A 26,245-nucleotide genomic window follows, 5' to 3' on the forward strand; every position below is an offset into this window, starting at 1 on the left:
ACCTCACGGTGGGCCGGCTTTTTGCCGTACGCACGCGCCGCACCCGCCTCGACGTCGTACCCGCGCCTCAGTCCCGAAGGCGCCAGCCGTGGTCCACCGGCCCGATCCCCGCGCCCAGCGCGAACCCGGCCGCGATCGCGCCCGTGACGTACTCCTTGGCCGCCGTGACGGCCTCCGGCACGCTCTGCCCCTTCGCCAGCCCCGACGCGATCGCGGAGGCCAGCGTGCAGCCCGTGCCGTGCGTGTGCCGGTTGTCGTGGCGGGGGGCGCGGTAGCGGTACTCGTCCGTGCCGTCGGTCAGCAGATCCACTGCGTCCCCGGGCAGATGCCCGCCCTTGACCAGCACCCAGCGCGGCCCGTACTCCAGCACGGCCGCCGCGGCCCGGCGCAGATCGCCCTCCGACTCGACGCGCACCCCTGTGAGTTGGGCCACCTCGTCGAGGTTCGGGGTCGCCACGGTGGCCGCCGGGAGCAGCTTCGCGCGGACGGAGGCCAGCGCGGAGGCGGCCAGCAGCGGGTCGCCGTGCTTGGAGACGCCGACCGGGTCGACCACGGCCGGGGCGTCCGTACCCAAGATCAACTCGGCGACCGTCTCGACCAGTTCCGCCGAGGCCAGCATGCCGGTCTTCACGGCCTGGACGCCGATGTCGTCCACGACGCTGCGGTACTGGGCCCGCACCGCCGCCACCGGCAGCTCCCAGGCGCCCTGCACGCCCAGCGAGTTCTGCGCGGTGACGGCCGTGAGCACGCTCATGCCGTGCACGCCGAGCGCCAGCATCGTCTTCAGGTCGGCCTGGATGCCGGCGCCGCCGCCGGAGTCCGACCCGGCCACCGTGAGGACGCGCGGGATCATGACTCGATGTCCCCGAAGTGGTCCCAGCCGCCCTTGCTGGTCCAGGGCGCCCCGTCGACGGTCACCTGGGGCAGCGCGGAGGGGTTGAGGACCTCGCCGATGACCTTCCAGCGGGCCGGCAGCTTGGTGTCCGGCGGGAAGGTCGCCACGATCGCGTGGTCCTCTCCCCCGCTCAGCACCCACTGGAGCGGGTCGACGCCCACGGCCTGGCCGATGTCGTTCATCTGGGTCGGGATGTCGATCGCACCGGAACGGATGTCGATGCGGACCTTGCTGGCCTCGGCGATGTGCCCGAGGTCGGCGATCAGCCCGTCGCTCACGTCGCACATCGCGGTCGCGCCGAGCCCGGCGGCGGCCGGGCCCGCGTGGTACGGCGGCTCGGGGCGGCGGTGGGCCTCGACGAAGGCGCGCGGGGAGCGGAAGCCGCGCGAGAGGACCGCGTAACCGGCCGCGGACCAGCCCAGCCAGCCCGTGACGGCCACCAGGTCGCCGGGCTGGGCTCCCGCGCGCGTGACGGGTTCCTGGTTGCGCAGATCGCCGAGCGCGGTGATCGACACCATGATCGTGTCGCCGCGTACGACGTCCCCGCCGACCACCGAGGCGCCCGCGACCTGGCACTCGTCGCGCAGGCCGTCCATCAGCTCGCTCGGCCAGGTCACCGGGAGTTCGGCCGGCACGACCAGGCCGAGCAGCAGCGCGGTCGGCACGGCGCCCATGGCGGCGATGTCGGCGAGGTTCTGGGCGGCCGCCTTGCGTCCCACGTCGTAGGCCGTGGACCAGTCGCGGCGGAAGTGCCGCCCCTCCAGCAGGATGTCGGTGCTCGCCACCACGCGCCGGTCGGGCGCGGCGACCACCGCGGCGTCGTCGCCGGGGCCGATCCGGACCGCCGGGGTGGTGGTGAGACGGGAGGTGAGCTCCCTGATGAGCCCGAACTCCCCGAGCTCACCAACAGTGCCCTTCATTTCCCTTGCTCCCCTTCTGTCCCTGGTCGTGCCCCGTCGCGCGTCAGCCGTGCCCGGTCGCGCGACATCAGTGTCCCCGATACGGTCGAGATGACCGCCGTCCGGTCCAAGTCGACCGTCAACCTCCGTCGCGCCTGCACCCTGGCGCGCAAGCCCGGTTCCCGCAGGTCTCCCCTCGGGGAGCGGCGACGCGATACCGTGGCGTTCCTTTTCCCCACATGATCCTCGTGGCCGCCCTGGAGGTTCCGTGGTACAGGCGTACATCCTGATCCAGACGGAGGTCGGCAAGGCGTCGACCGTCGCCGAGACGATCAGCAAGATCCCTGGAGTGATCCAGGCCGAGGACGTGACGGGTCCGTACGATGTCATCGTGCGCGCCCAGTCCGACACGGTCGACGACCTCGGCCGGATGGTGGTCGCGAAAGTCCAGCAAGTGGACGGCATCACGCGCACCCTGACCTGTCCGGTCGTGCATCTGTAGCCCCCGTCTACGCTTGGCCGGTGAACATCTTCCGTCCCCGGCCCCTCGCGCTGCTCGCGCCCGCGCTGCTGATCGCGGTCGCGGGCTGTTCCTCGGCAGACGACAGCGGCTCGGTGGCGGTTCCCACCCCCGACGCGAAGACGGCCCCGGTGTGCCGGGACCTGCACAAGGCGCTGCCGCGGAAGCTCGACGGACGAAGCCGTAACGACCCCGCACCCCGGTCCGCCTACACGGCGGGCTGGGGAAGCCCGGCGATCATACTGCGCTGCGGTGTCGTACGGCCGCCGAAGATGGTCGATCCGAAGGTGGCGGAAGGGGGCGACCCGGACGCGATCGCGGGCGGGGTGAACGGCGTCGACTGGCTGATGGAGAAGCAGGGCGACGGAACCTGGCGGTTCACGACGGCGGGCCGCGTGGCCTATGTGCAGATCAGCCTGCCCAAGGGGATGTCCGCGCAGGACGAGGGCACGGCGGTGCTCACGGATATCGCACCGGCCGTGAAGAAGGCGATCCCGACCGGGATCGCCTCCATGCGTGGTTGATTCCGCGAGGGCGGGCGGCTCAGCGCAGCCCGGTCGGGCGGCGCAGCGCGGCCTGCACCAGGCGGTCGATCAGCTCGGGGTAGCCGACCCCGGTGGCCTGCCACATCTGCGGGTACATCGAGATCGGCGTGAAGCCGGGCAGGGTGTTGATCTCGTTGATCACGAACTCGCCGTCCTCGGTGAGGAAGAAGTCCGCGCGGACCAGCCCCTCGCAGGAGGCCGCCTCGAACGCCTCGACCGCGAGCCGCCGCACCTCGGCGGTCTCCTCGTCGGTGAGCGGCGCCGGGACGACACCGGGCGTGGAGTCGATGTACTTGGCCTCGAAGTCGTAGTACGCGTGCGTGTCCGGCGGCGGGATCTCGGCCGGTACGGAGGCGCGCGGGCCGTCCTCGAACTCCAGGACGCCGCACTCGATCTCGCGGCCCCGCAGGGCGGCCTCGACGAGGATCTTCGGGTCGTGCTGCTGGGCGGTGGTGATCGCCTCGTCCAGGCCGGACAGGTCGTCGACCTTGGTGATGCCGATCGAGGAACCCGCGCGCGCGGGCTTCACGAACAGCGGCCAGCCGTACTCGCCGGCGAAGTCCACGATCTTCTTGCGGGCGGCGGACTCGTCCTGCGCCCACTCGCGGGGGCGGATCACCACGTAGGGGCCGACCTTGAGCCCGAAGGAGGTGAAGATCCGCTTCATGTACTCCTTGTCCTGGCCGACGGCCGAGGCGAGCACGCCGGCGCCCACGTAGGGCACGCCGGACAGCTCCAGGAGGCCCTGGAGGGTGCCGTCCTCGCCGTAGGGGCCGTGCAGCACCGGGAAGACGACGTCGACCTCGCCGAGCGCCTTGGGCACGGAGCCGGGCTCGCTGTAGACGACCTCGCGGTTCGCGGGGTCGACGGGGAGTACCACGCCGCCCTCGTGCGACTCCGCCAGTTCCTCGACGTCGGGGGTGCGGCGGTCGGTGATGGCCATCCGCTCCGGCTCGTCGGCGGTGAGGGCCCACCGGCCGTCCCGGGTGATGCCGATCGGCAGGACGTCGTACTTGGTCCGGTCGATGGCCTTGAGGACGGCGCCGGCGGTGACCACGGAGATCCCGTGTTCGGAGCTGCGCCCGCCGAACACGACGGCCACACGCGGCTTCCGCGACGGCTGCTCAGGGCTCTGGGGAAGGTTCTCGGTGCTCATATCGCGTTGAGAGTACCCGTTGGTAGAGCCCGGATACAGCGTCGACTCCGCCCGGGAACGAACAACGGCGGGCGCGTTCGCTCAGCGTCGTTCGGGCTTCGCGCTGCGCGACATCAGCTCCTTGACGGCGACCACCGGCGACTTGCCCTCGTGCACGATGGCGACGACCGTCTCGGTGATCGGCATGTCGACACCGTGTCGGCGGGCCAGATCCAGCACGGACTCGCAGGACTTGACGCCCTCGGCGGTCTGTTTGGTGACCGCGATCGTCTCCTGGAGGGTCATGCCCTTGCCGAGGTTGGTGCCGAAGGTGTGGTTGCGGGACAGCGGCGAGGAGCAGGTGGCCACCAGGTCGCCGAGGCCCGCGAGTCCGGAGAAGGTCAGCGGGTCGGCGCCGAGCGCGACCCCGAGCCGGGCGGTCTCGGCGAGGCCGCGCGTGATGAGCGAGCCCTTGGCGTTGTCGCCGAGCCCCATGCCGTCCGCGATGCCGACGGCGAGCCCGATGACGTTCTTCACGGCGCCGCCGAGCTCGCAGCCGACCACGTCCGTCTCCGTGTACGGCCGGAAGTACGGCGTGTGGCACGCGGCCTGGAGGCGCCGGGCGACGGCCTCGTCGGCACAGGCGACCACGGCGGCGGCGGGCATGCGGGCGGCGATCTCCCGGGCCAGGTTGGGCCCGGTGACGACGGCGACGCGCTCTGCGCCGACCTTGGCGACGTCCTCGACGACCTCGCTCATCCGCATGGCGGAGCCGAGTTCGACGCCCTTCATGAGGGACACCAGCACGGTGCCCGGGGCGAGCAGCGGGGTCCACTCGGCGAGGTTCTCGCGCATCGTCTGGGAGGGGATCGCCAGGACCGTGAAGTCCGCGTCCCGCAGCGCCTCGGCGGCGTCGGCGGTCGCGCGCAGGTTCTCCGGGAGTTCGACTCCGGGCAGGTAGTCGGGGTTGGTCCGGGTCGAGTTGACCGCCTCGGCCAGTGCGGGGCGGCGGGCCCACAGGGTCACCTCGCAGCCCGCGTCGGCGAGGACCATGCCGAAGGCGGTACCCCATGAGCCCGTGCCCATGACCGCCGCCTTTACCGCCTTGCTCACTTGCCCTGCCCTTCCGGTTCCCTGCCCTGCGCCGGTGCTTCGGTCTGTGCCCGCGCCTCGGTCTGCGCCTGCGTGCGGCGCCGCTGTTCGATCCGCTCGCGGCGCGGGTCGTAGGGCGTCTCGGGGGCCTTCTCGCCGCGGATCTCCTCCAGCTGGCGGGTGACGGCCGCCATGATGACCTCGGTGGCCTCCTTCAGCAGGTCCGGGGTCATCTCCTTGCCGTAGAAGCGCGAGAGGTCCACGGGCGGGCCGGCGAGCACGTGATGGGTCTTGCGCGGGAGGAGGTTCGGCTTCTTGGCGTACGGCGGCAGCAGTTCGTTGACGCCCCACTGGGCGACCGGGATGACCGGGCACTTGGTCTGCAGGGCCACGCGCGCGGCGCCCGTCTTGCCGGTCATGGGCCAGCCGTCGGGGTCGCGGGTGAGGGTGCCCTCGGGGTAGAAGGCGACGCACTCGCCGCGCTCCACGGCGTCGATCGCGGCCCGGAAGGCGCTGAGCGCGTCGGTGGACTCGCGATAGACGGGAATCTGCCCGGTACCGCGCATGGCGGCGCCGATGAATCCCGTCTTGAAAAGTCCGCTCTTCGCCAGGAATCGCGGAACCCGTCCGGTGTTGTACTGATAGTGCGCGTACGCGAAGGGGTCCACGTGGGAATTGTGGTTCACCGCGGTGATAAATCCGCCCTCGGCCGGAATGTGCTCCATTCCGCGCCAGTCCCGCTTGATCAGAACCACCAGCGGCGGTTTGCAGATCACCGCGGCGAAGCGGTACCAGAAGCCGATTCTGCGGCGGGGCACAAGGACACCTTCCTCTAGGCATGCCACCTCGGCGGGGGGCCGCACAAGTGTCGCCCCGGGCCGCCGGTCTGTCGAGAACACCGTACGCCCGCCCGTCACCCGCCCCCACCCTTGCAAGGAGCTTCGCGCCCCTCCCCCCTTCTGCGTGTCCTCGGACACAGCGGGTGACAATGAGCGTGACAAGAGAGGGACGGTACGCCGGTGCAGTGGACCTTGGTCATCCCGCTGAAGCCCCTGGTGCGGGCCAAGAGCAGGCTCTCGGACACGGCCGCCGACGGGGTTCGCCCGGGGCTGGCCCTCGCGTTCGCCCAGGACACGGTGGCCGCGGCGCTGGCGTGCGCGGCCGTCACGGGTGTGGCGGTCGTCACGGACGACGAGCTGGCCGGACGGGAACTGGCGGCGCTGGGCGCGCGGATCGTTCCGGACACGCCCGCGGACGGCCTGAACGCCGCTCTGGCGCACGGCGCGGCGGCGGTACGCGCAATTCACCCCGGGGCGGCCGTAGCGGCCCTGAACGCCGATCTGCCGGCACTGCGCCCGCGGGAACTGGCGCGAGTCCTGGACGCCGCCGCGGAATTCCCCCGTGCTTTTCTCGCGGATGCGGCGGCGATCGGCACGACACTGCTGGCGGCGGGGCCGCAGCAGGAATTGCAGCCGGCGTTCGGCGTCGATTCCCGCAACCGCCACCGGGCCTCGGGCGCCCGGGAACTCACGCCGGCCGGGGTGGATTCGGTACGGCAGGACGTGGACACCGGGGACGATCTGCGCGCGGCGCTGACCCTGGGGGTGGGCCCGTACACGGCCGCCGCGGCGGCGGGTCTGCTGAGCGCCCCGTAGGCTGACGTCCATGCAGGCCACCGCATACACCTACGACCCCGAGACCCGCAGCGGACAGGTGCTGCTCGACGACGGCACCCCGGTGCCGTACGACACCGCCGCGTTCGACGCCGGCGGACTGCGGCTGCTGCGGCCCGGGCAGCGGGTGCGGATCGAGACCGAGGGCCGCGGGGACGCCCTGCGGATCACGCTCGTGACGCTGCAGACGCTGTAACTGCCCCCGCACACGCCGCGGGCCGGGCTCCCCTGGGGAGTCCGGCCCGGCGCGTGAGTGCCCTGGAGACCTACGACGCCTTGCGCGCGGTGGTCTTCTTCGCCGTGGTCTTGCGAGCCGTCGACTTCTTGGCCGGCGCCTTCTTCGCGGTGACCTTCTTGGCCGGGGCCTTCTTCGCGGTGGTCTTCTTCGCGGCGGCCGTCGTCTTCTTCGCCGCCGCCGTGGTCTTCTTGGCGGTCGTCTTCTTGGCCGTGGTCTTCTTCGCAGCGGCCGTGGTCTTCTTCGCCGCCGCCGTGGTCTTCTTGGCGGTCGTCTTCTTCGCCGTGACCTTCTTCGCGGCCGCCTTGGTGGCCTTCTTCGCCGCGGCCTTCTTGATCGCCGTGCCGCCGGTCAGGCTGCCCTTGGGCGCCTTCTTGACGGCGACCTCGCCGCCGCGCGGGAGCTTCTTCGAGCCGCTCACCAGGTCCTTGAAGCCCTGGCCCGCACGGAAGCGCGGCACGGAGGTCTTCTTGACCCGAACCCGCTCCCCCGTCTGGGGGTTGCGGGCGTAACGGGCGGGGCGGTCCACCTTCTCGAAGGACCCGAAGCCGGTGACCGAGACCCGCTCGCCCGCGACGACCGCGCGGACGATGGCGTCCAGGACATGATCGACAGCTTCGGCCGCCTGCTGGCGGCCACCCATCTTGTCGGCAATCGCTTCTACGAGCTGCGCCTTGTTCACGTCTTCCCCTTCGGAGACATCGCCAGAACGAAAGTGTTCAAGCTTTTTCGCACGTTAGGCAGATATATACCGCAAATCAAACACGAAACGGGCTTATCACCCTTGTGCCGCAACGGATTCGGCGCTCTCGAGCCTGTTCAGTGGTCCTCTTCGGGGATCCGCCCCGCGTCGAGGTCCGCGTTGAACCGCTCGAGCCGCCTTGCCGCAGCGGCGAGATCGTGCTTGGCCGCGGCCGTAATGACCAGCAGCTTCCGGGTCAGCGCCATCCGTACGCCCTCCGGGACTTGCAGTGCGCGCACCCTTGCATGCGCTTCCTTGAGTTGGTTCGCGACCGCCGCATAGAGCTGGAGTTGGCCGTCGTGTCCCATGCACAGATTGTGCCATCTGGGGCGAGTTGTCGCCTGCGCAGGGTGTAACTGCCGCCTCAAATGGCCTTCCAGGCACTTGCGGAGGGCGCGATCACTGCACTCACCTACCCTGGCAACGCCCTTCCTAACGTGGGGAGTTGAGGGCTGCGTAAGAGGTGCGCAGGTCCGATCGGGTGCAGACATGGCTGTACCCCCAATCGTGGCGATCGGGGGTACAGAGAGGGTGTTGCGGTGGCCGAAATCAGCCCTGGGGATCAGCCCTGGAGCGTGCGCGGCTTGTAGGTCGGCCGCTTGGCCTCGTAGGCGGCGATGTCGGCGTCGTTCTGGAGCGTGATGGAGATGTCGTCCAGGCCGTTCAGCAGGCGCCAGCGGGAGTTCTCGTCCAGCTCGAAGGAGGCGGTGACGCCCTCGGCGCGCACCTCGCGGTTCTCCAGGTCGACGGTGATCTCGGCCTGCGGGTCCGCCTCGACGAGCTCCCACAGCGTGTCCACGACCTTCTGGTCCAGGACCACCGTGAGCAGGCCGTTCTTCAGCGAGTTGCCCCGGAAGATGTCCGCGAAACGGGAGGAGATCACGGTCTTGAAGCCGTAGTTCTGCAGGGCCCAGACGGCGTGCTCGCGGGAGGAGCCGGTGCCGAAGTCGGGACCGGCGACCAGGACGGTCGCGCCCGCGCGCTCGGGGCGGTTGAGGACGAACTCGGGGTCCTTGCGCCAGGCCTCGAACAGCCCGTCCTCGAACCCGTCCCGGGTCACCTTCTTGAGCCAGTGAGCAGGGATGATCTGGTCGGTGTCGACGTTGCTGCGGCGCAGCGGGACAGCCCGGCCGGTGTGGGTGGTGAAGGCTTCCATGGTTCTCAGACTCCAGCGGGCGCGGGGGTGTCGGCGGACAGGTCGGCGGGCGAGGCGAGGTGGCCCAGGACGGCGGTCGCGGCCGCGACCTGCGGCGACACCAGGTGCGTACGACCGCCCTTGCCCTGCCGGCCCTCGAAGTTGCGGTTGGAGGTGGACGCGGAGCGCTCCCCCGGGGCCAGCTGGTCGGGGTTCATGCCGAGGCACATCGAGCAGCCCGCGTGCCGCCATTCGGCGCCGGCCTCCTTGAAGACCACGTCCAGACCCTCGGAGACGGCCTGCAGACCCACCCGCGCGGAGCCCGGGACGACCAGCATCCGTACGCCGTCGGCGACTTTGCGGTCCTTGAGGATGCTCGCGGCGGCGCGCAGGTCCTCGATGCGGCCGTTGGTGCAGGAGCCTACGAAGACGGTGTCAACGTCGATGGAGCGCAGCGGCTGGCCGGCCTCCAACCCCATGTATTCCAGGGCCTTTTCGGCGGCCAGGCGCTCCGATGCGTCTTCGTACGAAGCCGGGTCGGGGACGGACGCCGAAAGCGGCGCACCCTGGCCGGGGTTGGTGCCCCAGGTGACGAACGGCGACAGCTCGGCGGCGTCGATGACGACCTCGGCGTCGAAGACCGCGTCCTCGTCGGTGCGCAGGGTCTTCCAGTACTCCACCGCGGCGTCCCAGTCGGCGCCCTCGGGGGCGTGGGCGCGGCCCTTGATGTACGCGAAGGTGGTCTCGTCGGGGGCGATCATGCCCGCGCGGGCGCCGGCCTCGATCGACATGTTGCAGATGGTCATCCGGGCCTCCATCGAGAGCTTCTCGATGGCGGAGCCGCGGTACTCCAGGATGTAGCCCTGGCCGCCGCCCGTACCGATCCTGGCGATGATCGCCAGGATCAGGTCCTTGGCGGTGACGCCCTCGGGCAGCTCACCCTCGACCGTGATCGCCATGGTCTTCGGGCGGGCCAGCGGCAGCGTCTGGGTGGCCAGCACGTGCTCGACCTGGGAGGTGCCGATGCCGAACGCCAGCGCGCCGAAGGCGCCGTGCGTGGAGGTGTGCGAGTCGCCGCAGACGACCGTCGTACCGGGCTGCGTCAGACCGAGCTGCGGGCCGACGACGTGCACGACGCCCTGCTCGACGTCGCCCAGCGGGTGCAGCCGCACGCCGAACTCGGCGCAGTTCTTGCGCAGCGTCTCCAGCTGGGCGCGGGAGACCGGGTCCGCGATGGGCTTGTCGATGTCGAGGGTCGGGGTGTTGTGATCCTCGGTCGCGATGGTGAGGTCGAGCCGGCGCACCCGGCGACCGCTCTTGCGCAGCCCGTCGAAGGCCTGCGGGCTGGTCACCTCGTGCAGCAGGTGCAGATCGATGTAGAGGAGGTCGGGCTCGCCCTCGGCGCGCCGGACGACGTGGTCGTCCCAGACCTTCTCCGCGAGTGTCCTACCCATCGCTTTCCCTCCGGCCGGCAAACGTCCGCCGACCCAACTAGAGATCTTGAGGTTGCGGCGGCTGCCCTTTCGAGGGCCCCTGAAAGTCGTGATTCCGGGCGTCCGCCACCGGGCCCGTTGGTACGCGGGCCGCCTGTGTGCTTCCAGGGTGGCGCGTTCCACGGAAAATTGAACTTGCGTTTCACAGAGTGAGACGTGAGTATCGTTGCATGGACAACAGTAGCGGCGTCGGCGTTCTGGACAAGGCGGCCCTCGTCCTGAGCGCTCTGGAGTCCGGCCCGGCCACCCTCGCGGGTCTGGTCGGGGCCACCGGACTGGCACGACCCACGGCCCACCGCCTGGCCGTGGCCCTGGAACACCACCGCATGGTGGCACGCGACATGCAGGGCCGGTTCATCCTCGGCCCGCGTCTCGCGGAACTGGCGGCGGCGGCCGGCGAGGACCGCCTGCTCGCCACGGCCGGCCCCGTGCTCACCCACCTCCGCGACGTCACGGGCGAGAGCGCGCAGCTCTACCGGCGCCAGGGTGACATGCGCATCTGCGTGGCCGCGGCGGAACGGCTGTCCGGTCTGCGGGACACCGTCCCGGTGGGCTCCACGCTCACGATGAAGGCCGGCTCCTCGGCGCAGATCCTCATGGCCTGGGAGGAGCCCGAGCGGCTGCACCGGGGGCTGCAGGGCGCCCGCTTCACGGCGACGGCCCTGTCGGGCGTGCGGCGTCGCGGCTGGGCCCAGTCCATCGGCGAGCGCGAACCGGGCGTCGCGTCCGTCTCCGCGCCCGTGCGCGGCCCCTCCAACCGCGTGGTGGCCGCCGTGTCCGTCTCCGGCCCGATCGAGCGCCTGACGCGCCACCCCGGCCGGATGCACGCCCAGGCGGTCATCGACGCCGCCGCCCGCCTCTCCGAGGCCCTGCGCCGCTCGGGCTGAGCGGACGCCGCCCGGGGACACGTCCGGGAACGCCGGGGAGGGCCTGCCCCAACGCCGCGGCAGGCCCTCCCCGGTCCCCCGATCCCCCCGGTCAGCCGGTCTTCTCCGCCACCGGTACCCCCTTCGAGCGGTAGGCGAACCGGTCCTTCGCGTACCGGCCCCGCCGCTCCAGCGGGATCTGCCCGTGCGCCGCGGCCAGCCCGAACGCGGGCATGTCGCCGTAGATCGCCTCGTACGACCCCTCGGGCACGACGTACGACTCGTGCCAGATGCCGACCTGCCCGCGCAGCTTCCCGGCCCGCTCCTTGCGGTTGAGGCGCGCCCAGGCCTTGTGATGGAAGGCGTCCGACGCGGTCGCGTAGCCGTACAGCTTCTCCTTGGACTCCCAGTACTGCACGACGTAGTACGTCCGCGGCGAGGCCGTCAGCAGGACGTGGCCGAGCAGTCCCCGCTCGGGCTCCTTCCGCAGATCCCGCAGCATGCGGAACATCGCGAGCATCACCGGCAGCCACAGGTGCACCGCCCAGAAGCGGTTGATACGCATGCCGATCAACAGGACGACGACATCGCCCTTCGCGTCGGCCGTCGTACGGGTCATCATGACCACTTCCCCCTCGTTGGCGAGCGAAGCTATCCAAGTACCGATGCTTGGATAGTGCCGTTATCCGAGAAGGAGCGCAAGAGATGCGGCTGGCCGAACTGAGCGAACGCAGCGGCGTGTCCACGGCGACGATCAAGTACTACCTGCGCGAAGGCCTGTTGCCGCCGGGCCGCCAGGTCAACGCCACGACCGCCGAGTACGACGAGGAGCATCTGCGCCGGCTGCGGCTGGTGCGGGCGATGATCCAGGTGGGCCGGGTGCCGGTGGCCAAGGTGCGCGAGGTGCTCGGGCACGTGGACGACGACTCCCTGCCCCGCACGATCCGCCTGGGCGCGGCGCTGTGGGCACTGCCGCAGGTGCCGGAGCCGGACGAGGAGGACGAGTACGTCCAGGCCGCGCACCGGGAGGTCGACGCGCTCCTGGACCAGCTCGGCTGGACGAACGCCAAACAGCTCACGACCGTCTCGCCCGCGTACCGCTCGCTGGTGGTGGCGGTGGCCGCGTTCCGTCGGATCGGCTACACCTTCGGCACCGAACTGCTCGTGCCGTACGCCGAGTTGATGTACCGGACAGCCACCCTCGACCTGGACAACATGGAGGCGTATCCGTCGCAGGCGGAACGGGTCGAGTTCGCGATCCTGGGGGCGGTCCTCAACGAGCCCGTACTGCAGGCGCTGCACCGGCTGGCCCAGGAGGAGGAGACGGCGCGGCGGTACGGCTTCGAGTAGCCGGTGCCGGGCACGACGAAGGCCCTCCGCCGAAGCGAAGGGCCTTCCTCCTGTACCCCCGACCGGATTCGAACCGGCGCTACCGCCTTGAGAGGGCGGCGTGCTAGGCCGCTACACAACGGGGGCGTGGACACTGCGTTTCCGCAGGTCCGAGCTGGTCTACCTGGACTCGAACCAAGACTAACTGAACCAGAATCAGTCGTGCTGCCAATTACACCATAGACCAATGATGGTTTAGACCAGTCAGTACCCCCGACCGGATTCGAACCGGCGCTACCGCCTTGAGAGGGCGGCGTGCTAGGCCGCTACACAACGGGGGCCCTAGCGATCCCGACAAGATCGAGATCAGTACCCCCGACCGGATTCGAACCGGCGCTACTGCCTTGAGAGGGCAGCGTGCTAGGCCGCTACACAACGGGGGCTTTGCAGATGAGCTCTGCGAGCTGGCCTACCTGGACTCGAACCAAGACTAACTGAACCAGAATCAGTCGTGCTGCCAATTACACCATAGGCCATTGGAACTCAACCCCCTGTGGGGTTCTCGTTCTCGTTCGCTCCTCGGGGTTCCGGCCTTTCGGCCCGCTCCCCTCGGCGCAGGAAGAACATTACCCGAAGGTGGACGGGGCTCCAAAACGGGTATCCGCGCGGACGAGCGCGGGGAGTTCGGCGAGGGTCGTGATCCGGTGGACGGCGTCGTGCGGGACGGCCTCGCCGGCCGGCTGCCCAGCGGCCCCGCCGCGGTCGATCCACACCGACACCAGCCCTGCCTCGGCGGCGCCCCGTCCGTCGATCTCCGGGTGGTCGCCGACGTAGGCCACCTCGTGCGGGGGCAGCGCGAGGGCCTCGCAGGCCGCGCGGAAGGCCCCGGGCTCCGGCTTGGAGACGCCCAGCTCGGCGGCGCACAGGACGGCCTCGAAGCGGTCGCGGATGCCGAGGGCGCGCAGCTTGTGCTCCTGGACCGTGAGGCTGGAGTTGGACAGCACCGCGTGCCGGTGACTGGCCGCGAGGGCCTCCAGGACGGGCAGGACGTCCGGGAAGAGGCTCCAGGCGGCCTCGTAGTGCCGTATGTACCGCTGGAACCAGGCGTCGGCCTCGTCGTCGGTCAGGGCCTGCCTGCCGAGGAACACGCGCACGCGGTCGCGCCGCTGGTCCTGGAAGCCGCGCTCCCCGGCCGCGAACCGGGCCCACTGCTGGTCGGTGACCTCCCGCCACCGGGCCAGGGCCGCCTCGGCACCGCCGTAGCCGTCGAACAGCCCCTCGGCCACCAGGTGCTCCCGCATGCCCTGCCGGTCGGCGGTCGTGTAGTCGAAGAGGGTGTCGTCGACGTCCCAGACGACGGCTCTGATCGTCATGATCCGAACCTACCGCGTGAGGAACGCGACAGGGGCGGCATCCGGGAAGTTCCGGATGCCGCCCCTGAGGTTCGGCGGTGCCGACGGTTACGCGGAGAGCCTGGCCAGCGCCGCGTCGATGCGGGCCAGGGTCTTCTCCTTGCCCAGGACTTCCAGGGACTCGAAGAGCGGCAGGCCGACGGTGCGGCCGGTGACGGCGACGCGGACCGGGGCCTGGGCCTTGCCGAGCTTGAGGCCGTGGACCTCGCCGGCGGCCAGGACGGCCTCCTTCAGGGACTCGGCCGACGTCCAGTCCGCCGACTCCAGCTTCTCGCGGGCCGTGTGCAGCAGGGCGTCGGAGCCCTCCTTCATCGCCTTGGTCCACGAGGCCTCGTCGGAGACCGGCTCGGCGAGGAACAGGAAGTCGACGTTGTCCGTGATCTCGGAGAGGACCTTGAGGCGGGTCTGGGCGTGCGGGGCGATCGCCGCCCACTTCGCCTCGTCGAAGTCCTCGGGCGCCCAGGGGGCGAACGGGGCCTTCAGCCACGGGGCGCAGCGGCTGGTGAACTCCTTCACATCCAGCATGCGGATGTGGTCGGCGTTGATGGCCTCGCACTTCTTCAGGTCGAAGCGCGCCGGGTTGGGGTTCACGTCCGAGATGTCGAAGGCCGCGACCATCTCCTCGATCGTGAAGATGTCCTTGTCCGCGGAGAGCGACCAGCCCAGCAGGGACAGGTAGTTGAGCAGCCCCTCGGGCAGGAAGCCCCGGTCCCGGTAGAGGTTGAGGGACGACTCCGGGTCGCGCTTGGAGAGCTTCTTGTTGCCCTCGCCCATCACGTAGGGGAGGTGACCGAAGGCCGGGGTCCGCCGGGCGATGCCCAGCTCGGTCAGCGCCTTGTAGAGCGCGATCTGGCGCGGGGTGGAGGAGAGCAGGTCCTCGCCGCGCAGGACGTGGGTGATCTCCATCAGGGCGTCGTCGACCGGGTTCACCAGCGTGTACAGCGGGGCGCCGTTCGCGCGGACGATGCCGTAGTCCGGCACGTTCTCCGGCGTGAAGGTCAGCTCGCCGCGGACCAGGTCGGTGAAGGTGATCGTCTCGTCCGGCATCCGGAAGCGGACGATCGGGGCACGGCCCTGGGCCCGGTACTCCTCGACCTGCGCGGGGGTGAGGTCGCGGCAGTGACCGTCGTAGCCGGACGGCTTGCCGGCGGCGCGGGCGGCCTCGCGGCGGGTGTCCAGCTCCTCCTGGGAGCAGTAGCAGTGGTAGGCGTGACCGGCGTCCAGCAGCTTCTGCGCGACGTCCTTGTAGAGGTCCATGCGCTGCGACTGGCGGTACGGCGCGTGCGGGCCGCCGACCTCGGGGCCCTCGTCCCAGTCGAAGCCGAGCCAGCGCATCGCGTCGAGCAGCTGGTGGTACGACTCCTCGGAGTCGCGGGCGGCGTCGGTGTCCTCGATGCGGAAGACCAGCGTGCCCTGGTGGTGCCGGGCGAACGCCCAGTTGAACAGGGCGGTGCGGACCAGGCCCACGTGGGGGTTACCGGTGGGCGAGGGGCAGAAACGGACGCGAACGGGGGAGCCGGGTGCGCTAGCCACGCTTGACAACCTTGTTGGTGAGTGTGCCGATGCCTTCGATGGTGACGGCGACCTCGTCGCCGACGTGCAGGGGGCCGACCCCCGCGGGGGTGCCGGTGAGGATGACGTCGCCGGGGAGCAGGGTCATGGCCTCGGAGATGTTGACGACCAGGTCCTCGATGGGGTGGGTCATCTCGCTCGTGCGGCCGAGCTGGCGCTGCTCGCCGTTGACCGTGCACTGGATGGTCAGGTCGCCCGCGCGCGCGAGGTCCAGGTCCGTCTCCACCCAGGGGCCGAGCGGGCAGGACGTGTCGAAGCCCTTGGCCCGGGCCCACTGCTTCTCGCGCTTTTGCACATCGCGGGCGGTGACGTCGTTCGCGCAGGTGTAGCCGAAGATCACGTCCTTGACGCGCTCGCGCGGCACCTCGCGGCACATGCGGCCGATCACGACGGCCAGCTCGGCCTCGTGGTGCAGGTCCTCGGAGAAGGACGGGTACTGGATGTCGTCGCCGGAGGCGATCATCGCGGTGCTCGGCTTGAAGAAGGCGAACGGCGCCTCGGGGACCTCGTTGCCCAGTTCCTTCGCGTGGGACGCGTAGTTGCGCCCGAAGGCCACGATCTTGTTGCCGATGACCGGGGGCAGGAGCCTGACCTTGCTCAGCGGGACCTTGACACCGCTGAGCTCGAAGTCGACGCCGTAGGGAATGCCCTTGATGATGTCCAGGACGAGCTCGTCCTGCTTGTCGCCCTCGACCACGCCGAAGGCGACGTTCCCGTCGATGGAGAACCTGGCGATGCGCACGGGATCCTTGCGCCCCTCACAGTTGAGAACCGGCGTACTGACGCCCCAGGTTAACCGGTCGAGGGGTCGGATTCCTCCCGGAAATGCCCTCCGCCGAATTCCCCGGTGCCCGGAATTCAGCGGAACAGGTGAGCGGCCGCGCGGCCGCTCCGCGCCCGTCGGCTACTCTGCGGCTGCCGCCTGGGCCGGGATGTCCACCAGGACGGTGCGCCGCGGGTTGGCCGTCTGGAGCGGAAGCTCGACGGAGTGCTCCGGCAGTTCGGCGGTCTGCAGTTCGCCGGCGTCCTGGAGATGCGCCAGGGTCGTGCGCCGCGGGTTGGCGATCTTGTGGAACATCATCGTCGTCTTCACCGTTGTCGTCCTGTGCCCTCTGGTCGAGTGGGTTTGCAGAGTCGTCACTCCTGTAAAGCGTCAGGCTAAACATCCAATTCCCCGCCGACGGCGCCAACTGCCCCTGTGATACATGTGAGTTTCCTCACGACCTCGCGGACAAACCGGTCAAATCACTTCACCAATCCGCCCCAGCGAAACGGACATTGACCCCCTGAAGCGCTCATTCCGCTCCTGATCATGGCGACTGGGACACCTGACACCGTCCGACAACTCGCCGGATTGCGCCCGTTATGCACGGGATAAGCTTCCACTGCTGGTGACATGACACTCACAGCCCGTCACCGAGGTCACGGCTCGGTCCACGGCCCTTGTTGGAGATCCGGCACTGTGCTGGAATTCCACGGACCGCCGCAGGATCGAGCCGGCGCACAGGCGGCGCGACGCAGCGCCGAGTGGCGGCGAGACAGGGGGAACCAGCGCCGGTCACTCAAGACCATCGGGGGACGTTTTCAGGGCGCTCCCCACAACGCCGACACCGTGTCCCTCCGCGCGAGCGGGGGGGTGCCTGGTCCAGAGGTTGCGACGCTAGTGCAGGGACGTTTCAAGAGGGATGGCAGCGCTTCGGCGGAGCCGGAGCCGCACGACGGGACTGCTCCCATGAAGGGCGGCTCCTCCCCCCAGCACGCCCAGAACCAGGGCCCGGCCCCGTCCGGTGACGGCGGTGAACGCGGCGGGCGGCCCGTCGGCCCGTCGGGTCCGACCTCCTCGACCGCTTCCGCCTCCCCCGGCGGTTCCGCGGCCACCACTCCGACCGTGAAGCCCGTCAAGGGCAGCACCGGCCCCGGTTCGCGCATGGCCCTGCGCAACTGGCGCATCTCCACGCGTCTGGTCTCGCTGCTCGCCCTCCCCGTGGTCGCGGCGACCTCGCTGGGCGCGCTGCGCATCGACCAGAACATCAACGACATCCAGCAGCTCGACAACATGAAGCTGCTGACGGACATGACCAAGCAGGCCACGGAGCTGGCCGCCGCGCTCCAGGAGGAGCGCGACCAGTCGGCCGGTCCGCTGTCGCACGGTCTGAAGGCCACGGACTACACGGTCAAGGGCTACCAGGAGAAGACCGACCGGGCCCGCGAGAACTTCCTCGACGCCTCCGAGCAGATCGACGCGGCGAGCAAGGACGGCCAGCTCCAGGGCGTGCGTGACGCCCTCGTCGGCCTCGCCAACCAGCTGGACGACCTGGCCAAGATCCGCCGGTCCGCCTACCAGTCGCCGGGCAACTCGACCCAGACCGTCGAGTCGTACCACCGGCTGATCACCCAGCTGATCAACCTGTCCCAGGACATGGCCGAGGCCTCCAGCAACCCGGAGATGATCTCCCGCACCCGCGCCCTGGCGGCCTTCTCCACCGCCAAGGAGTACGCCTCCGAGCAGCGCGCGGCCATCGCCGCCGCACTGCCCTCGACCACCTCGTCCAAGGGCGACCTCTCCGAGAACGACCGCCTCTACGGCCAGTCGGCGTACGAGAGCGAGAACTCCGAGCTGGCGATCTTCCGCAAGATCTACGCGAGCCAGGGGAACGCGGAGGAGCTCCTCGGTCCGATCGACGGGGGCAACCCGACGATCGAGGCGGCCGACACCTACGCCAAGCGCTCCTTCGAGTCCGCCAGCGGTATGCAGCAGCTGCCGGCGCGGTCGTACCGCGACTGGGTGGACGACAGCTCGACCAAGATCGAGCAGATGAAGAAGATCGAGCACACGCTGCTCGAGGAGATGGAGCAGAAGGCCCGCGAGCTGAAGAGCGCCACCCAGCAGGACGCCATCATCTCCGGTGCGCTGATCCTGCTCGTGCTCGGCGTCTCGCTGGTCGGCGCGTTCGTCGTGGCCCGCTCCATGATCCGCTCGCTGCGCCGGCTCCAGGAGACCGCTACCAAGGTCGCCCAGGACCGTCTGCCCGAGCTCGTCAAGCAGCTCTCGGAGTCCGACCCGCAGGACGTCGACACCTCCGTCGAGTCCGTCGGTGTGCACTCCAAGGACGAGATCGGCCAGGTGGCCGCGGCCTTCGACGACGTGCACCGCGAGGCGGTCCGCCTCGCCGCCGAGCAGGCCCTGCTCCGGGGCAACGTCAACGCGATGTTCACCAACCTCTCGCGCCGCTCCCAGGGCCTCATCCAGCGTCAGCTCTCGCTCATCTCCGAGCTGGAGTCCCGCGAGGCCGACCCGGACCAGCTGTCCTCGCTGTTCAAGCTCGACCACCTCGCGACCCGTATGCGCCGTAACGGCGAGAACCTCCTGGTCCTCGCGGGTGAGGAGCCCGGGCGTCGCTGGACCCGCCCGGTCCCGCTGGTCGACGTGCTCCGTGCCGCCGCGTCCGAGGTGGAGCAGTACGAGCGCATCGAGCTGGCGTCCGTGCCGACGACCGAGGTCGCGGGCCGCGTCGTCAACGACCTCGTGCACCTGCTCGCCGAGCTGCTGGAGAACGCGACCTCGTTCTCCTCGCCGCAGACCAAGGTCAAGGTCACCGGTCACGCGCTGCCCGACGGCCGCGTACTGATCGAGATCCACGACACCGGTATCGGCCTGTCCCCCGAGGACCTCGCGGCGATCAACGAGCGGCTCGCCTCGCCGCCCACCGTGGACGTCTCCGTCTCCCGCCGCATGGGCCTGTTCGTGGTCGGCCGGCTCTCGCAGCGGCACGGCATCCGCATACAGCTGCGCCCGTCCGACTCCGGTGGTACGACCGCGCTGGTCATGCTGCCCGTGGACGTGGCCCAGGGCGGCAAGAAGCCCGCTCCGGGCAAGCCGGGCGCGCCCGGTGGCTCCGGCGGTCCCGCCGCCGCGCAGGCCGCCGCGGGTGCGGCCGCGGCCCGGCGGCAGGCCGCGGGCGGCGGCGCCCTCGGCGGCGCCCCGGCCGGTGGCGGTCTGCTCGGTTCCGGTCCCGCGCCGCGCGGTCAGGTCGGCGCCGGCCAGGGTCCCCGGGCCGCGCTGCCCGGCGGAGGCCAGGGCGGCCGTCCCGGCGGGCGCGGCCCGCAGGGCGGTGCCGGTGCGTTCGGCGGCCCCGGCGGTCCGCAGCAGGGCCGGCCGGTCCCCACCGGCTCCGCCTCGGGCGGCTTCGGCGCTCAGGCGCCGGGCGCCCCGCAGAACCTCCAGGCCGCGAACCCGGGCGGGCCGCAGCAGGACGCCTTCGGCGGCCGTGGCCCGCAGCGCCCCGCCGACCAGGGCCGTCAGCCCCAGCTGCCGCCGCGCGGCGGGCCGCGGGCAGAGCTGCCCGGCGCCGAGCCGCAGCAGCCGCGCACGCCGAGCTGGAGCGACTCCGGTGCCCCGCTGTCGCGTGCCTCGCTGGACGCCCCGCGCGGCCACGACGAGCAGGACCCGGCGCACACCGCGCGCATGCCGCGCGTCGACGACCGCCAGGGTCCGGGCGCGACCGCGGAGATACCCGCGATACCCGCGTTCGACGACCACGGTCCGTCCGCCACCGGCGAGTTCCCGCGCCCCGAGCTGAACGGCTTCGACGGCTCCCGGAGCACGGGCCGGTTCCCCCGGCCCGACGCCCCCCAGCAGACCGGCCGGTACGCACGCCCGGACGACCCGCAGCAGACCGGCCAGTTCGCCCGGCCCGAGGCCCCGCAGCTGCCGGGCCGGTTCGACGCTCCCGCCGACTCCGGTGCTCCCGCCGGCCAGTCGGACGCCGGGCAGTTCGTCCGCTCCGACGTCTTCGGCAGCCCGGCGCCCGCGCGGCCGGAGGACAGCGGCCGGCGCGACAGCGGCCGGTTCGCGGCACCGCAGGCCTACGACGGCGGCTTCGACGGCAGCTCCACCGGACAGCACGCGCTGCCCGGACAGCAGCAGAACCCGGCGCACACCGGCCAGTTCGAGCGCCCGCAGCCGCCCGTCCGGAACGACTTCGGCACCCCGCGCCCGCAGGCCCCGCAGCCGCAGCAGCACCCGGCGCGTCCGGTGCAGCGCGAGCCGGAGGCACTGCCGCCGGCCAGCGGTCCCCTGGACGGCCGTACGCCGCTGTACGACACGCTGGAGACCAACTGGTTCCACGGCGGTCCGCAGGACGGCGCGGCCGCGCCGCAGCAGCCGCAGGCGCCCGCCCCGGCTCCGCAGCGCGACGCGAACGCGGGCGGCACCAACGGCGCGGGCGGCAACGGCTCGGCCACCGGCTCCTGGCGCACCTCGCCGAACGACGACCTCGTCCGGCAGGCCGAGCGCGTGCGGCAGCCCGCCGCGGGCGGCATCACCACCTCCGGCCTGCCGCGCCGGGTACCCCGGGCGAACCTCGTCCCGGGCACGGCTCAGCAGCAACAGCACCAGGCCGGTCCGCAGATCTCGCGTGCGCCCGACGACGTACGCGGACGGCTGACCAATCTCCGTCGGGGTATCGCTCAGGGCCGTCAGGCCGGCAGCGGCCAGACCGGCAGCTACCCGAGCCCCACTCACCAGCAGGAGCGTTAGTTGAGTCCGATGAGCCAGGCGGCACAGAACCTGAACTGGTTGATCACCAACTTCGTGGACAACACCCCTGGGGTGTCGCACACGGTGGTGGTGTCCGCCGACGGCCTTCTGCTGGCGATGTCCGAAGGCTTCCCGCGGGACCGCGCCGACCAGCTCGCGGCCGTCGCCTCGGGTCTCACCTCGCTGACCGCCGGGGCATCCCGGATCTTCGAGGGCGGCGACGTGGCACAGACGGTCGTCGAGATGGAGCGGGGGTTCCTCTTCCTGATGTCCGTCTCGGACGGGTCGTCCCTCGCGGTCCTGGCCCACCCGGAATGCGACATCGGTCTCGTCGGCTACGAGATGGCACTGCTCGTCGACCGCGCAGGGGCGGTACTCACCCCGGATCTGCGCGCCGAACTCCAAGGCAGTCTGCTCCACTGACCGCCCCCGGCACCACCCACCTCACCAAACCACCGTCCGGCCGACACAATCCCCCCACCGGCCCCCGTCAGACGGCACGACTGACCGACTTGCTGTCCCGCCCGGAGGATTCATGACCCCGCCCACCGCCCATCACGATCCGTACGCGGAACCGTACGGGGACGAGGGCGACCAGCCGCTGGTCCGTCCGTACGCGATGACCGGCGGCCGGACGCGGCCGCGCTACCAGCTCGCCATCGAGGCGCTGATCAGCACGACGGCCGACCCGGCAGCGCTCATGGGGCTGCTCCCGGAGCACCAGCGCATCTGCCACCTGTGCCGTGAGGTCAAGTCGGTCGCGGAGGTCTCCGCGCTGCTGGCCATGCCGCTCGGGGTGGCCCGGATCCTGGTGGCCGACCTCGCCGAGGCCGGCCTGGTCGCCATCCACCAGCCCGGTGGCGACGAGAACAACGGTGGCGCTCCGGACGTGACGCTGCTCGAAAGGGTGCTCAGTGGACTTCGCAAGCTCTGACGCGGGCCGGGCCACCACCTCCGCCAAGATCGTGGTGGCGGGCGGCTTCGGCGTGGGCAAGACCACGTTCGTCGGCGCCGTCTCGGAGATCAACCCGCTGCGCACCGAGGCCGTCATGACGTCCGCTTCGGCCGGCATCGACGACCTCACCCACACCGGGGACAAGACGACGACCACCGTCGCCATGGACTTCGGCCGTATCACCCTCGACCAGGACCTGATCCTGTACCTCTTCGGTACGCCGGGCCAGGACCGCTTCTGGTTCATGTGGGACGACCTGGTGCGCGGTGCGATCGGCGCGGTGGTGCTCGTGGACACCCGGCGCCTCGCCGACTGCTTCCCGGCCGTCGACTACTTCGAGAACAGCGGGCTGCCGTTCGTCATCGCCCTCAACGGCTTCGACGGCCAGCAGCCCTACACGCCCGACGAGGTGCGCGAGGCGCTCCAGATCGGACCGGACGCCCCGATCATCACGACCGACGCCCGCCACCGCGCGGACGCCAAGAGCGCGTTGATCACGCTGGTCGAGCACGCGCTGATGGCCCGCCTTCGGTAGCACAAGTGCTGGTCAGCACGTGCATACGTGCTCAAGTACGACGTGCCGTACGGCAGTTGTCGTAATCGGACCGGAGCCGGCTGTGGCCTTTGACACGGTCGGCTCCGGTGTTCATAACAGTTCGGCAGAGGAATCCCCGGGTATCACCACGCGACGCAGTCGGGCTGTACCGCTGTGCTCACAATCGCCCCGCCTTTTGGCGGGGCTCGCTCTTTATGACCGTTTTATCTGCCACCTGCAACAGGCCCGCTCACAGGTTTCCGCTGTTTGGAAGAGCACTGGTCCACGTGCTGGAATGCCTGAACTGCCCAATAGTCAAAGACGTACTCAATGGTCGATGACGAACCGGGCTCTGAGAGACTCTGCGGCACGACGTAGGTGCCGACCGCCGAGAGGTTGTTGGTCGAGTGAGGCGAAGCAAGAACGGTCCCGAGCCGTCGGCACGGGGCAACTTCACCCCGCCGCCGCGCGCTGCGGCGCCCACCCCCGTGACCGGCGCGGAACCGGCGGCCCCGCAGGCCCCGAGCGGCGGTCGTTTCTCCCCGCGCAACTGGCGGGTGCCGACCAGACTGAACGCGATCCTGCTCATACCCGTGGCGGTGGGTCTCGTCATGGGCGGCTTCCAGGTGAAGAACTCGATCGACACCTGGCAGCAGGCCCGTGACGCCGAGAACACCGCCCGGCTCGTGCGCGCCTCGCTCTCCTACGCCGACGCGCTCTACCAGGAGCGCGACACCACCGCCGCGCCCCTGCTGAAGGGGAAGCTGGAGACCGCCCAGGACAAGGCGACGGTCACGGCGGCCCGCGACGCGACCGACAAGGCCGCCGACGCCTTCGACCAGGCCGCGCAGAACATGCCGCACAAGTCCGGCCTGGAGCGCCGGCTGAAGCTGTTCCGCGAGGCGGAGCCCTTCCTGCAGACGCTGCGCGCGGGTGCGTACACCTCCAAGTTCACCGGTGTGCAGACCGAGGAGGGCTACGTCAAGGTCGCCCACCCGCTGATGGAGTTCGCCAACGAGCTCGGCCTCGGCACCGGCAACATCACCTCCTACGGCCGTACCGTCTACGCCATCTCGCTCACCAAGGCGGCCCTGTCGCTGGAACGCTCCATCGGCATGCACCTGCTGATCAAGCCCGGCCCCGACGCCGGGAACCTGGCCAGCCAGCGCGTCGCCCTGTCCTCGTACGCCTACCTCGAGGGCATCGCCGTCGAGGAGTACATCGGCGGTGGCACCCAGGCCGACGCGGACAAGCTGGACGCCGAGAAGCAGAACATCCAGACCCAGGCCGCGACGATGGCCCAGCAGGCCAAGGCCAAGAACCCGAGCTACGTCCCGCCGCCGTCCGACCCGCAGAAGTTGGTCACGGCGCTCGCCACGCTCAGCTCCACCGACCCGGTCGCCCGTGAGGCGCTCGCCCAGAAGGGCATCACCGCGGAGAACTGGTGGGCGGTCAACACGCTCAAGTTCAACGCGTACCGCGACATCGAGTCGGGCATGGCCGACAAGGCCGTGAACGAGGCCTCCGGCATCGCCGACGACGCCAAGACCTCCGCCATCATCACCGGTGCCGTCGTCGTGGTCGCCCTGCTGCTCGCCTTCATCCTGGCCGGTGCCGTGGCCCGCCAGATGAGCCGCTCGATGCGCCAGCTGCGCAACGCCGCCTTCGGCATCGCCGAGCAGCGCCTGCCGATGCTGGTCGACCAGCTCTCGCGCACCGACCCCGGCCGGGTCGACACCCGGGTGACCCCGATCCCGATCACCACCAAGGACGAGATCGGCGAGGTCGCCCGCGCCTTCGACCAGGTCCACCGCGAGGCGGTCCGGCTCGCCGCCGAGCAGGCCCTGCTGCGGGGCAACATCAACGCGATCTTCACCAACCTGTCGCGCCGCAACCAGTCGCTGATCGAGGGCCAGCTGACCCTGATCACCGACCTGGAGAACAACGAGGCCGACCCGGACCAGCTGGAGAACCTCTTCAAGCTGGACCACCTGGCCACCCGTATGCGCCGCAACGGCGAGAACCTCCTGGTCCTCGCGGGCGAGGAGCCCGGCCGCCGCTGGGACCAGCCGGTCCCGCTGGTCGACGTGCTGCGCGCCGCCTCCTCCGAGGTGGAGCAGTACGAGCGCATCGAGCTGTCCGGTGTGCCGGAGGCCGAGATCCACGGCCGCGCGGTCACCGACCTCGTGCACCTGCTCGCCGAGCTGCTGGAGAACGCGACGACGTTCTCCTCGCCGCAGACCAAGGTCCGCGTCACCGCGACCCGGCTGCCCGACGGCCGCATCATGATCGAGATCCACGACAAGGGCATCGGCCTGACGGCCGAGGACTTCGCGGACATCAACCACAAGCTGGCCAACCCGCCGACCGTGGACGCCGCGATCTCCCAGCGCATGGGCCTGTTCGTGGTCGGCCGACTGTCCGACCGGCACGGCATCCGCGTCCAGCTGCGCCCTTCGGGCGAGCAGGCCGGTACGACCTCCCTGGTCATGCTGCCGGACGCGATCACGCACGGTGGCGGCGGCGAGACGCCGCTGGACCGCGAGGAGTTCACGGTCTCGCAGATCATCCCGGAGCAGCAGTTCCGGGGCGAGAACTTCGGGCAGGTGCAGCAGCCCCTGCGGACCGCCGCCGAGCTCGGCTTCGACGACAGCCGCTACCCGGAGATCCCCGACGACATCCGGGAGCTGGACCCGGTCGGCCGCTCGCTGATGCGCGAGGAGCGCCGCGCGGCCCTGGAGGCCCAGGGCCAGCCGCAGGCCGAGCCGCAGCAGGAGCCCGAGGCGCCCGCCGCCTACGCGGACCCCCTCTTCGACGGCCGGCAGGGCTACCAGGAGCAGCAGTCTCACCAGGCGTTCCAGGAGCAGCCGCAGCAGGCCTACCAGGAGCAGGCGTACGAGGAGCCGCAGCAGGCCGCGTACGAGGAGAACTACAACAAGCCGTACGAGGACCAGTTCTTCGCGCCGAACGGCGGCCAGCCGCAGGGCGAGAGCTTCTCGGCCGGCGGCTACCCCGACCCCGCGTACACCGAGCCGGCCCCGGCCCACTCGTACCAGGACGACTGGCCGCAGCAGCCGCAGCAGCCGCAGCAGCCGCAGGACGGCTACCAGAACGGCTACCCGGCCCAGTACGCTCCGGAAACCGAATCCTCGCAGGCCGCTGACGTGAGTGAGCGCAACCGCGTAGGCTTCGACCGTCCGGGACCGGCCGCTCCCGCCTCCCACACGCTGACCGACGCCGGGCTGCCCCGCCGTGGTTCCGCCCCGAGCGGTTCCAACGGCGCGAGTGCCGCGAACGGCACGGCCCGTGTGCAGCCGGAAGCACCGGCTCCGGCTCCGGCTCCGGCTCCGGGCGACGCTCCGGCAGCGGGCGGCGACAACAGCTGGCGTTCGGCGAACGACGAGCGGTGGCAGCAGGCCTCGCAGCTCCGCAAGCCGAAGGCGGGCGGGGTCACCGCCTCCGGTCTGCCGCGGCGGGTGCCCAAGGCCAACCTGGTCGAGGGCGCCGCCGAGAGCACCCCCCAGGGAGGCCCCCAGGTCTCCCGCGCCCCGGAGGACGTCCGGGGCAGGCTGAGCAACCTGCGCCGAGGCGTCCAGCGCGGACGCAGCGCAGGCAGTGAAACGAACGGCCAGGGCTTCGGTCCTGACAGCACCTACAACCAGGAGCGTTAGTG

25 protein-coding genes and 5 tRNA genes are annotated in these 26,245 nt (G+C 70.7%); 11 read left to right on the forward strand and 19 right to left on the reverse strand.

Translation table 11 applies throughout. The annotated features are described in order from the left end of the window. Positions 1-67: 67 nt before the first annotated feature. The gene (gene thiD, locus BIV23_RS05795; protein WP_071379647.1) at positions 68-853 is read right to left on the reverse strand and encodes a bifunctional hydroxymethylpyrimidine kinase/phosphomethylpyrimidine kinase; all 786 of its coding nucleotides are present in this window, start codon (positions 851-853) and stop codon (positions 68-70) included. Then, positions 850-1,815 (reverse strand): thiamine-phosphate kinase, encoded by a 966-nt coding sequence (locus BIV23_RS05800; protein WP_071370695.1) that lies wholly within the window; start codon positions 1,813-1,815, stop codon positions 850-852. Before BIV23_RS05800 ends, thiD begins: the two co-directional genes overlap by 4 nt. A 247-nt stretch (positions 1,816-2,062) precedes the next feature. Between BIV23_RS05800 and BIV23_RS05805 the strand changes: the two genes are divergently transcribed. Continuing rightward, positions 2,063-2,296 (forward strand): Lrp/AsnC family transcriptional regulator, encoded by a 234-nt coding sequence (locus BIV23_RS05805; protein WP_053137604.1) that lies wholly within the window; start codon positions 2,063-2,065, stop codon positions 2,294-2,296. Between the two features lie 20 nt (positions 2,297-2,316). Further along, positions 2,317-2,838, forward strand: a complete 522-nt coding sequence (locus BIV23_RS05810) for a DUF3515 domain-containing protein (RefSeq protein WP_071379648.1) — start codon at positions 2,317-2,319, stop codon at positions 2,836-2,838. Positions 2,839-2,857: 19 nt separating this feature from the next. On the opposite strand, the gene BIV23_RS05815 is transcribed toward BIV23_RS05810, so the two are convergent. The 3 genes from BIV23_RS05815 to BIV23_RS05825 form a co-directional block, all read right to left on the reverse strand. Continuing rightward, positions 2,858-4,015 (reverse strand): D-alanine--D-alanine ligase family protein, encoded by a 1,158-nt coding sequence (locus BIV23_RS05815; RefSeq protein ID WP_071379649.1) that lies wholly within the window; start codon positions 4,013-4,015, stop codon positions 2,858-2,860. 81 nt (positions 4,016-4,096) lie between these two features. After that, on the reverse strand, positions 4,097-5,107 hold the full coding sequence (locus BIV23_RS05820; RefSeq protein ID WP_071379650.1) for an NAD(P)H-dependent glycerol-3-phosphate dehydrogenase: 1,011 nt from the start codon (positions 5,105-5,107) through the stop codon (positions 4,097-4,099). Beyond that, complete coding sequence (locus tag BIV23_RS05825) at positions 5,104-5,904, reverse strand: lysophospholipid acyltransferase family protein (RefSeq protein WP_071379651.1); 801 nt, start codon at positions 5,902-5,904, stop codon at positions 5,104-5,106. The genes BIV23_RS05820 and BIV23_RS05825 overlap by 4 nt, the downstream gene beginning before the upstream one ends. A 201-nt stretch (positions 5,905-6,105) precedes the next feature. On the opposite strand from BIV23_RS05825, the gene cofC reads away from it, so the two are divergent. Together cofC and BIV23_RS51575 are read left to right on the forward strand one after the other, a co-directional pair. Beyond that, positions 6,106-6,741 (forward strand): 2-phospho-L-lactate guanylyltransferase, encoded by a 636-nt coding sequence (gene cofC, locus BIV23_RS05830; RefSeq protein WP_071379652.1) that lies wholly within the window; start codon positions 6,106-6,108, stop codon positions 6,739-6,741. Between the two features lie 10 nt (positions 6,742-6,751). Beyond that, a complete protein-coding gene (locus BIV23_RS51575; protein ID WP_071379653.1) occupies positions 6,752-6,955 on the forward strand; it encodes a hypothetical protein in 204 nt (67 codons plus the stop codon). Between the two features lie 70 nt (positions 6,956-7,025). Here the strand turns inward: BIV23_RS51575 and BIV23_RS05840 are convergent, their stop codons facing one another. From BIV23_RS05840 to leuC, 4 genes are all read right to left on the reverse strand, one after another. Further along, complete coding sequence (locus BIV23_RS05840) at positions 7,026-7,676, reverse strand: HU family DNA-binding protein (RefSeq protein WP_071379654.1); 651 nt, start codon at positions 7,674-7,676, stop codon at positions 7,026-7,028. A 137-nt stretch (positions 7,677-7,813) separates the two neighbouring features. Beyond that, positions 7,814-8,044 (reverse strand): SCO5555 family protein, encoded by a 231-nt coding sequence (locus BIV23_RS05845; RefSeq protein ID WP_071370703.1) that lies wholly within the window; start codon positions 8,042-8,044, stop codon positions 7,814-7,816. Between the two features lie 254 nt (positions 8,045-8,298). Beyond that, positions 8,299-8,892, reverse strand: a complete 594-nt coding sequence (gene leuD, locus BIV23_RS05850) for a 3-isopropylmalate dehydratase small subunit (RefSeq protein ID WP_071370704.1) — start codon at positions 8,890-8,892, stop codon at positions 8,299-8,301. A 5-nt stretch (positions 8,893-8,897) separates the two neighbouring features. Further along, positions 8,898-10,325 (reverse strand): 3-isopropylmalate dehydratase large subunit, encoded by a 1,428-nt coding sequence (leuC, locus tag BIV23_RS05855; protein ID WP_071379655.1) that lies wholly within the window; start codon positions 10,323-10,325, stop codon positions 8,898-8,900. A 209-nt stretch (positions 10,326-10,534) separates the two neighbouring features. Between leuC and ndgR the strand changes: the two genes are divergently transcribed. Next, entirely contained in the window at positions 10,535-11,251 is a 717-nt protein-coding gene (gene ndgR / locus BIV23_RS05860) for an IclR family transcriptional regulator NdgR (RefSeq protein WP_009320373.1), read from the forward strand. 91 nt (positions 11,252-11,342) lie between these two features. On the opposite strand, the gene BIV23_RS05865 is transcribed toward ndgR, so the two are convergent. Beyond that, positions 11,343-11,852, reverse strand: a complete 510-nt coding sequence (locus BIV23_RS05865; protein ID WP_071379772.1) for a DUF4188 domain-containing protein — start codon at positions 11,850-11,852, stop codon at positions 11,343-11,345. 83 nt (positions 11,853-11,935) lie between these two features. Between BIV23_RS05865 and BIV23_RS05870 the strand changes: the two genes are divergently transcribed. Next, complete coding sequence (locus BIV23_RS05870) at positions 11,936-12,580, forward strand: MerR family transcriptional regulator (protein WP_071379656.1); 645 nt, start codon at positions 11,936-11,938, stop codon at positions 12,578-12,580. Between the two features lie 53 nt (positions 12,581-12,633). On the opposite strand, the gene BIV23_RS05875 is transcribed toward BIV23_RS05870, so the two are convergent. The 9 genes from BIV23_RS05875 to BIV23_RS05915 all read right to left on the reverse strand — a co-directional run bounded on the left by BIV23_RS05875 (position 12,634) and on the right by BIV23_RS05915 (position 16,636). Next, a tRNA-Glu gene (locus BIV23_RS05875) sits at positions 12,634-12,706 on the reverse strand. Between the two features lie 28 nt (positions 12,707-12,734). After that, positions 12,735-12,806, reverse strand: a tRNA-Gln gene (locus BIV23_RS05880). Positions 12,807-12,827: 21 nt separating this feature from the next. Continuing rightward, positions 12,828-12,900, reverse strand: a tRNA-Glu gene (locus tag BIV23_RS05885). Positions 12,901-12,929: 29 nt separating this feature from the next. Further along, positions 12,930-13,002 (reverse strand) — tRNA-Glu (locus BIV23_RS05890). A 21-nt stretch (positions 13,003-13,023) separates the two neighbouring features. After that, positions 13,024-13,095, reverse strand: a tRNA-Gln gene (locus tag BIV23_RS05895). 90 nt (positions 13,096-13,185) lie between these two features. Next, entirely contained in the window at positions 13,186-13,932 is a 747-nt protein-coding gene (locus BIV23_RS05900) for an HAD family hydrolase (RefSeq protein ID WP_071379657.1), read from the reverse strand. Between the two features lie 87 nt (positions 13,933-14,019). Then, the gene (gltX, locus tag BIV23_RS05905; RefSeq protein ID WP_079172975.1) at positions 14,020-15,504 is read right to left on the reverse strand and encodes a glutamate--tRNA ligase; all 1,485 of its coding nucleotides are present in this window, start codon (positions 15,502-15,504) and stop codon (positions 14,020-14,022) included. Further along, positions 15,497-16,285, reverse strand: a complete 789-nt coding sequence (locus BIV23_RS05910; protein WP_071379659.1) for a fumarylacetoacetate hydrolase family protein — start codon at positions 16,283-16,285, stop codon at positions 15,497-15,499. Before BIV23_RS05910 ends, gltX begins: the two co-directional genes overlap by 8 nt. A gap of 162 nt (positions 16,286-16,447) precedes the next feature. Beyond that, positions 16,448-16,636, reverse strand: a complete 189-nt coding sequence (locus tag BIV23_RS05915; RefSeq protein ID WP_071370710.1) for a hypothetical protein — start codon at positions 16,634-16,636, stop codon at positions 16,448-16,450. Between the two features lie 570 nt (positions 16,637-17,206). Here BIV23_RS05915 and BIV23_RS05920 point away from each other — a divergent pair. From BIV23_RS05920 to BIV23_RS05940, 5 genes are all read left to right on the forward strand, one after another. Next, positions 17,207-21,082 carry a sensor histidine kinase gene (locus tag BIV23_RS05920; protein ID WP_107471085.1) on the forward strand — a complete coding sequence of 1,292 codons (3,876 nt, stop codon included), beginning with the start codon at positions 17,207-17,209 and terminating at the stop codon, positions 21,080-21,082. A gap of 9 nt (positions 21,083-21,091) precedes the next feature. Then, the gene (locus BIV23_RS05925) at positions 21,092-21,505 is read left to right on the forward strand and encodes a roadblock/LC7 domain-containing protein (protein ID WP_005479910.1); all 414 of its coding nucleotides are present in this window, start codon (positions 21,092-21,094) and stop codon (positions 21,503-21,505) included. Positions 21,506-21,617: 112 nt separating this feature from the next. After that, positions 21,618-22,016: a DUF742 domain-containing protein gene (locus tag BIV23_RS05930; protein ID WP_009190816.1), complete on the forward strand. Its 399-nt coding sequence runs from the start codon at positions 21,618-21,620 to the stop codon at positions 22,014-22,016. Beyond that, a complete protein-coding gene (locus BIV23_RS05935; RefSeq protein ID WP_067301226.1) occupies positions 21,997-22,572 on the forward strand; it encodes a GTP-binding protein in 576 nt (191 codons plus the stop codon). Before BIV23_RS05930 ends, BIV23_RS05935 begins: the two co-directional genes overlap by 20 nt. Positions 22,573-22,979: 407 nt before the next feature. Then, positions 22,980-26,243 carry a nitrate- and nitrite sensing domain-containing protein gene (locus tag BIV23_RS05940; RefSeq protein WP_177239726.1) on the forward strand — a complete coding sequence of 1,088 codons (3,264 nt, stop codon included), beginning with the start codon at positions 22,980-22,982 and terminating at the stop codon, positions 26,241-26,243. Positions 26,244-26,245: the final 2 nt, after the last annotated feature.

It is taken from the genome of Streptomyces monashensis, assembly GCF_001866665.1.
GTDB classification, from domain to species: domain Bacteria; phylum Actinomycetota; class Actinomycetes; order Streptomycetales; family Streptomycetaceae; genus Streptomyces; species Streptomyces monashensis.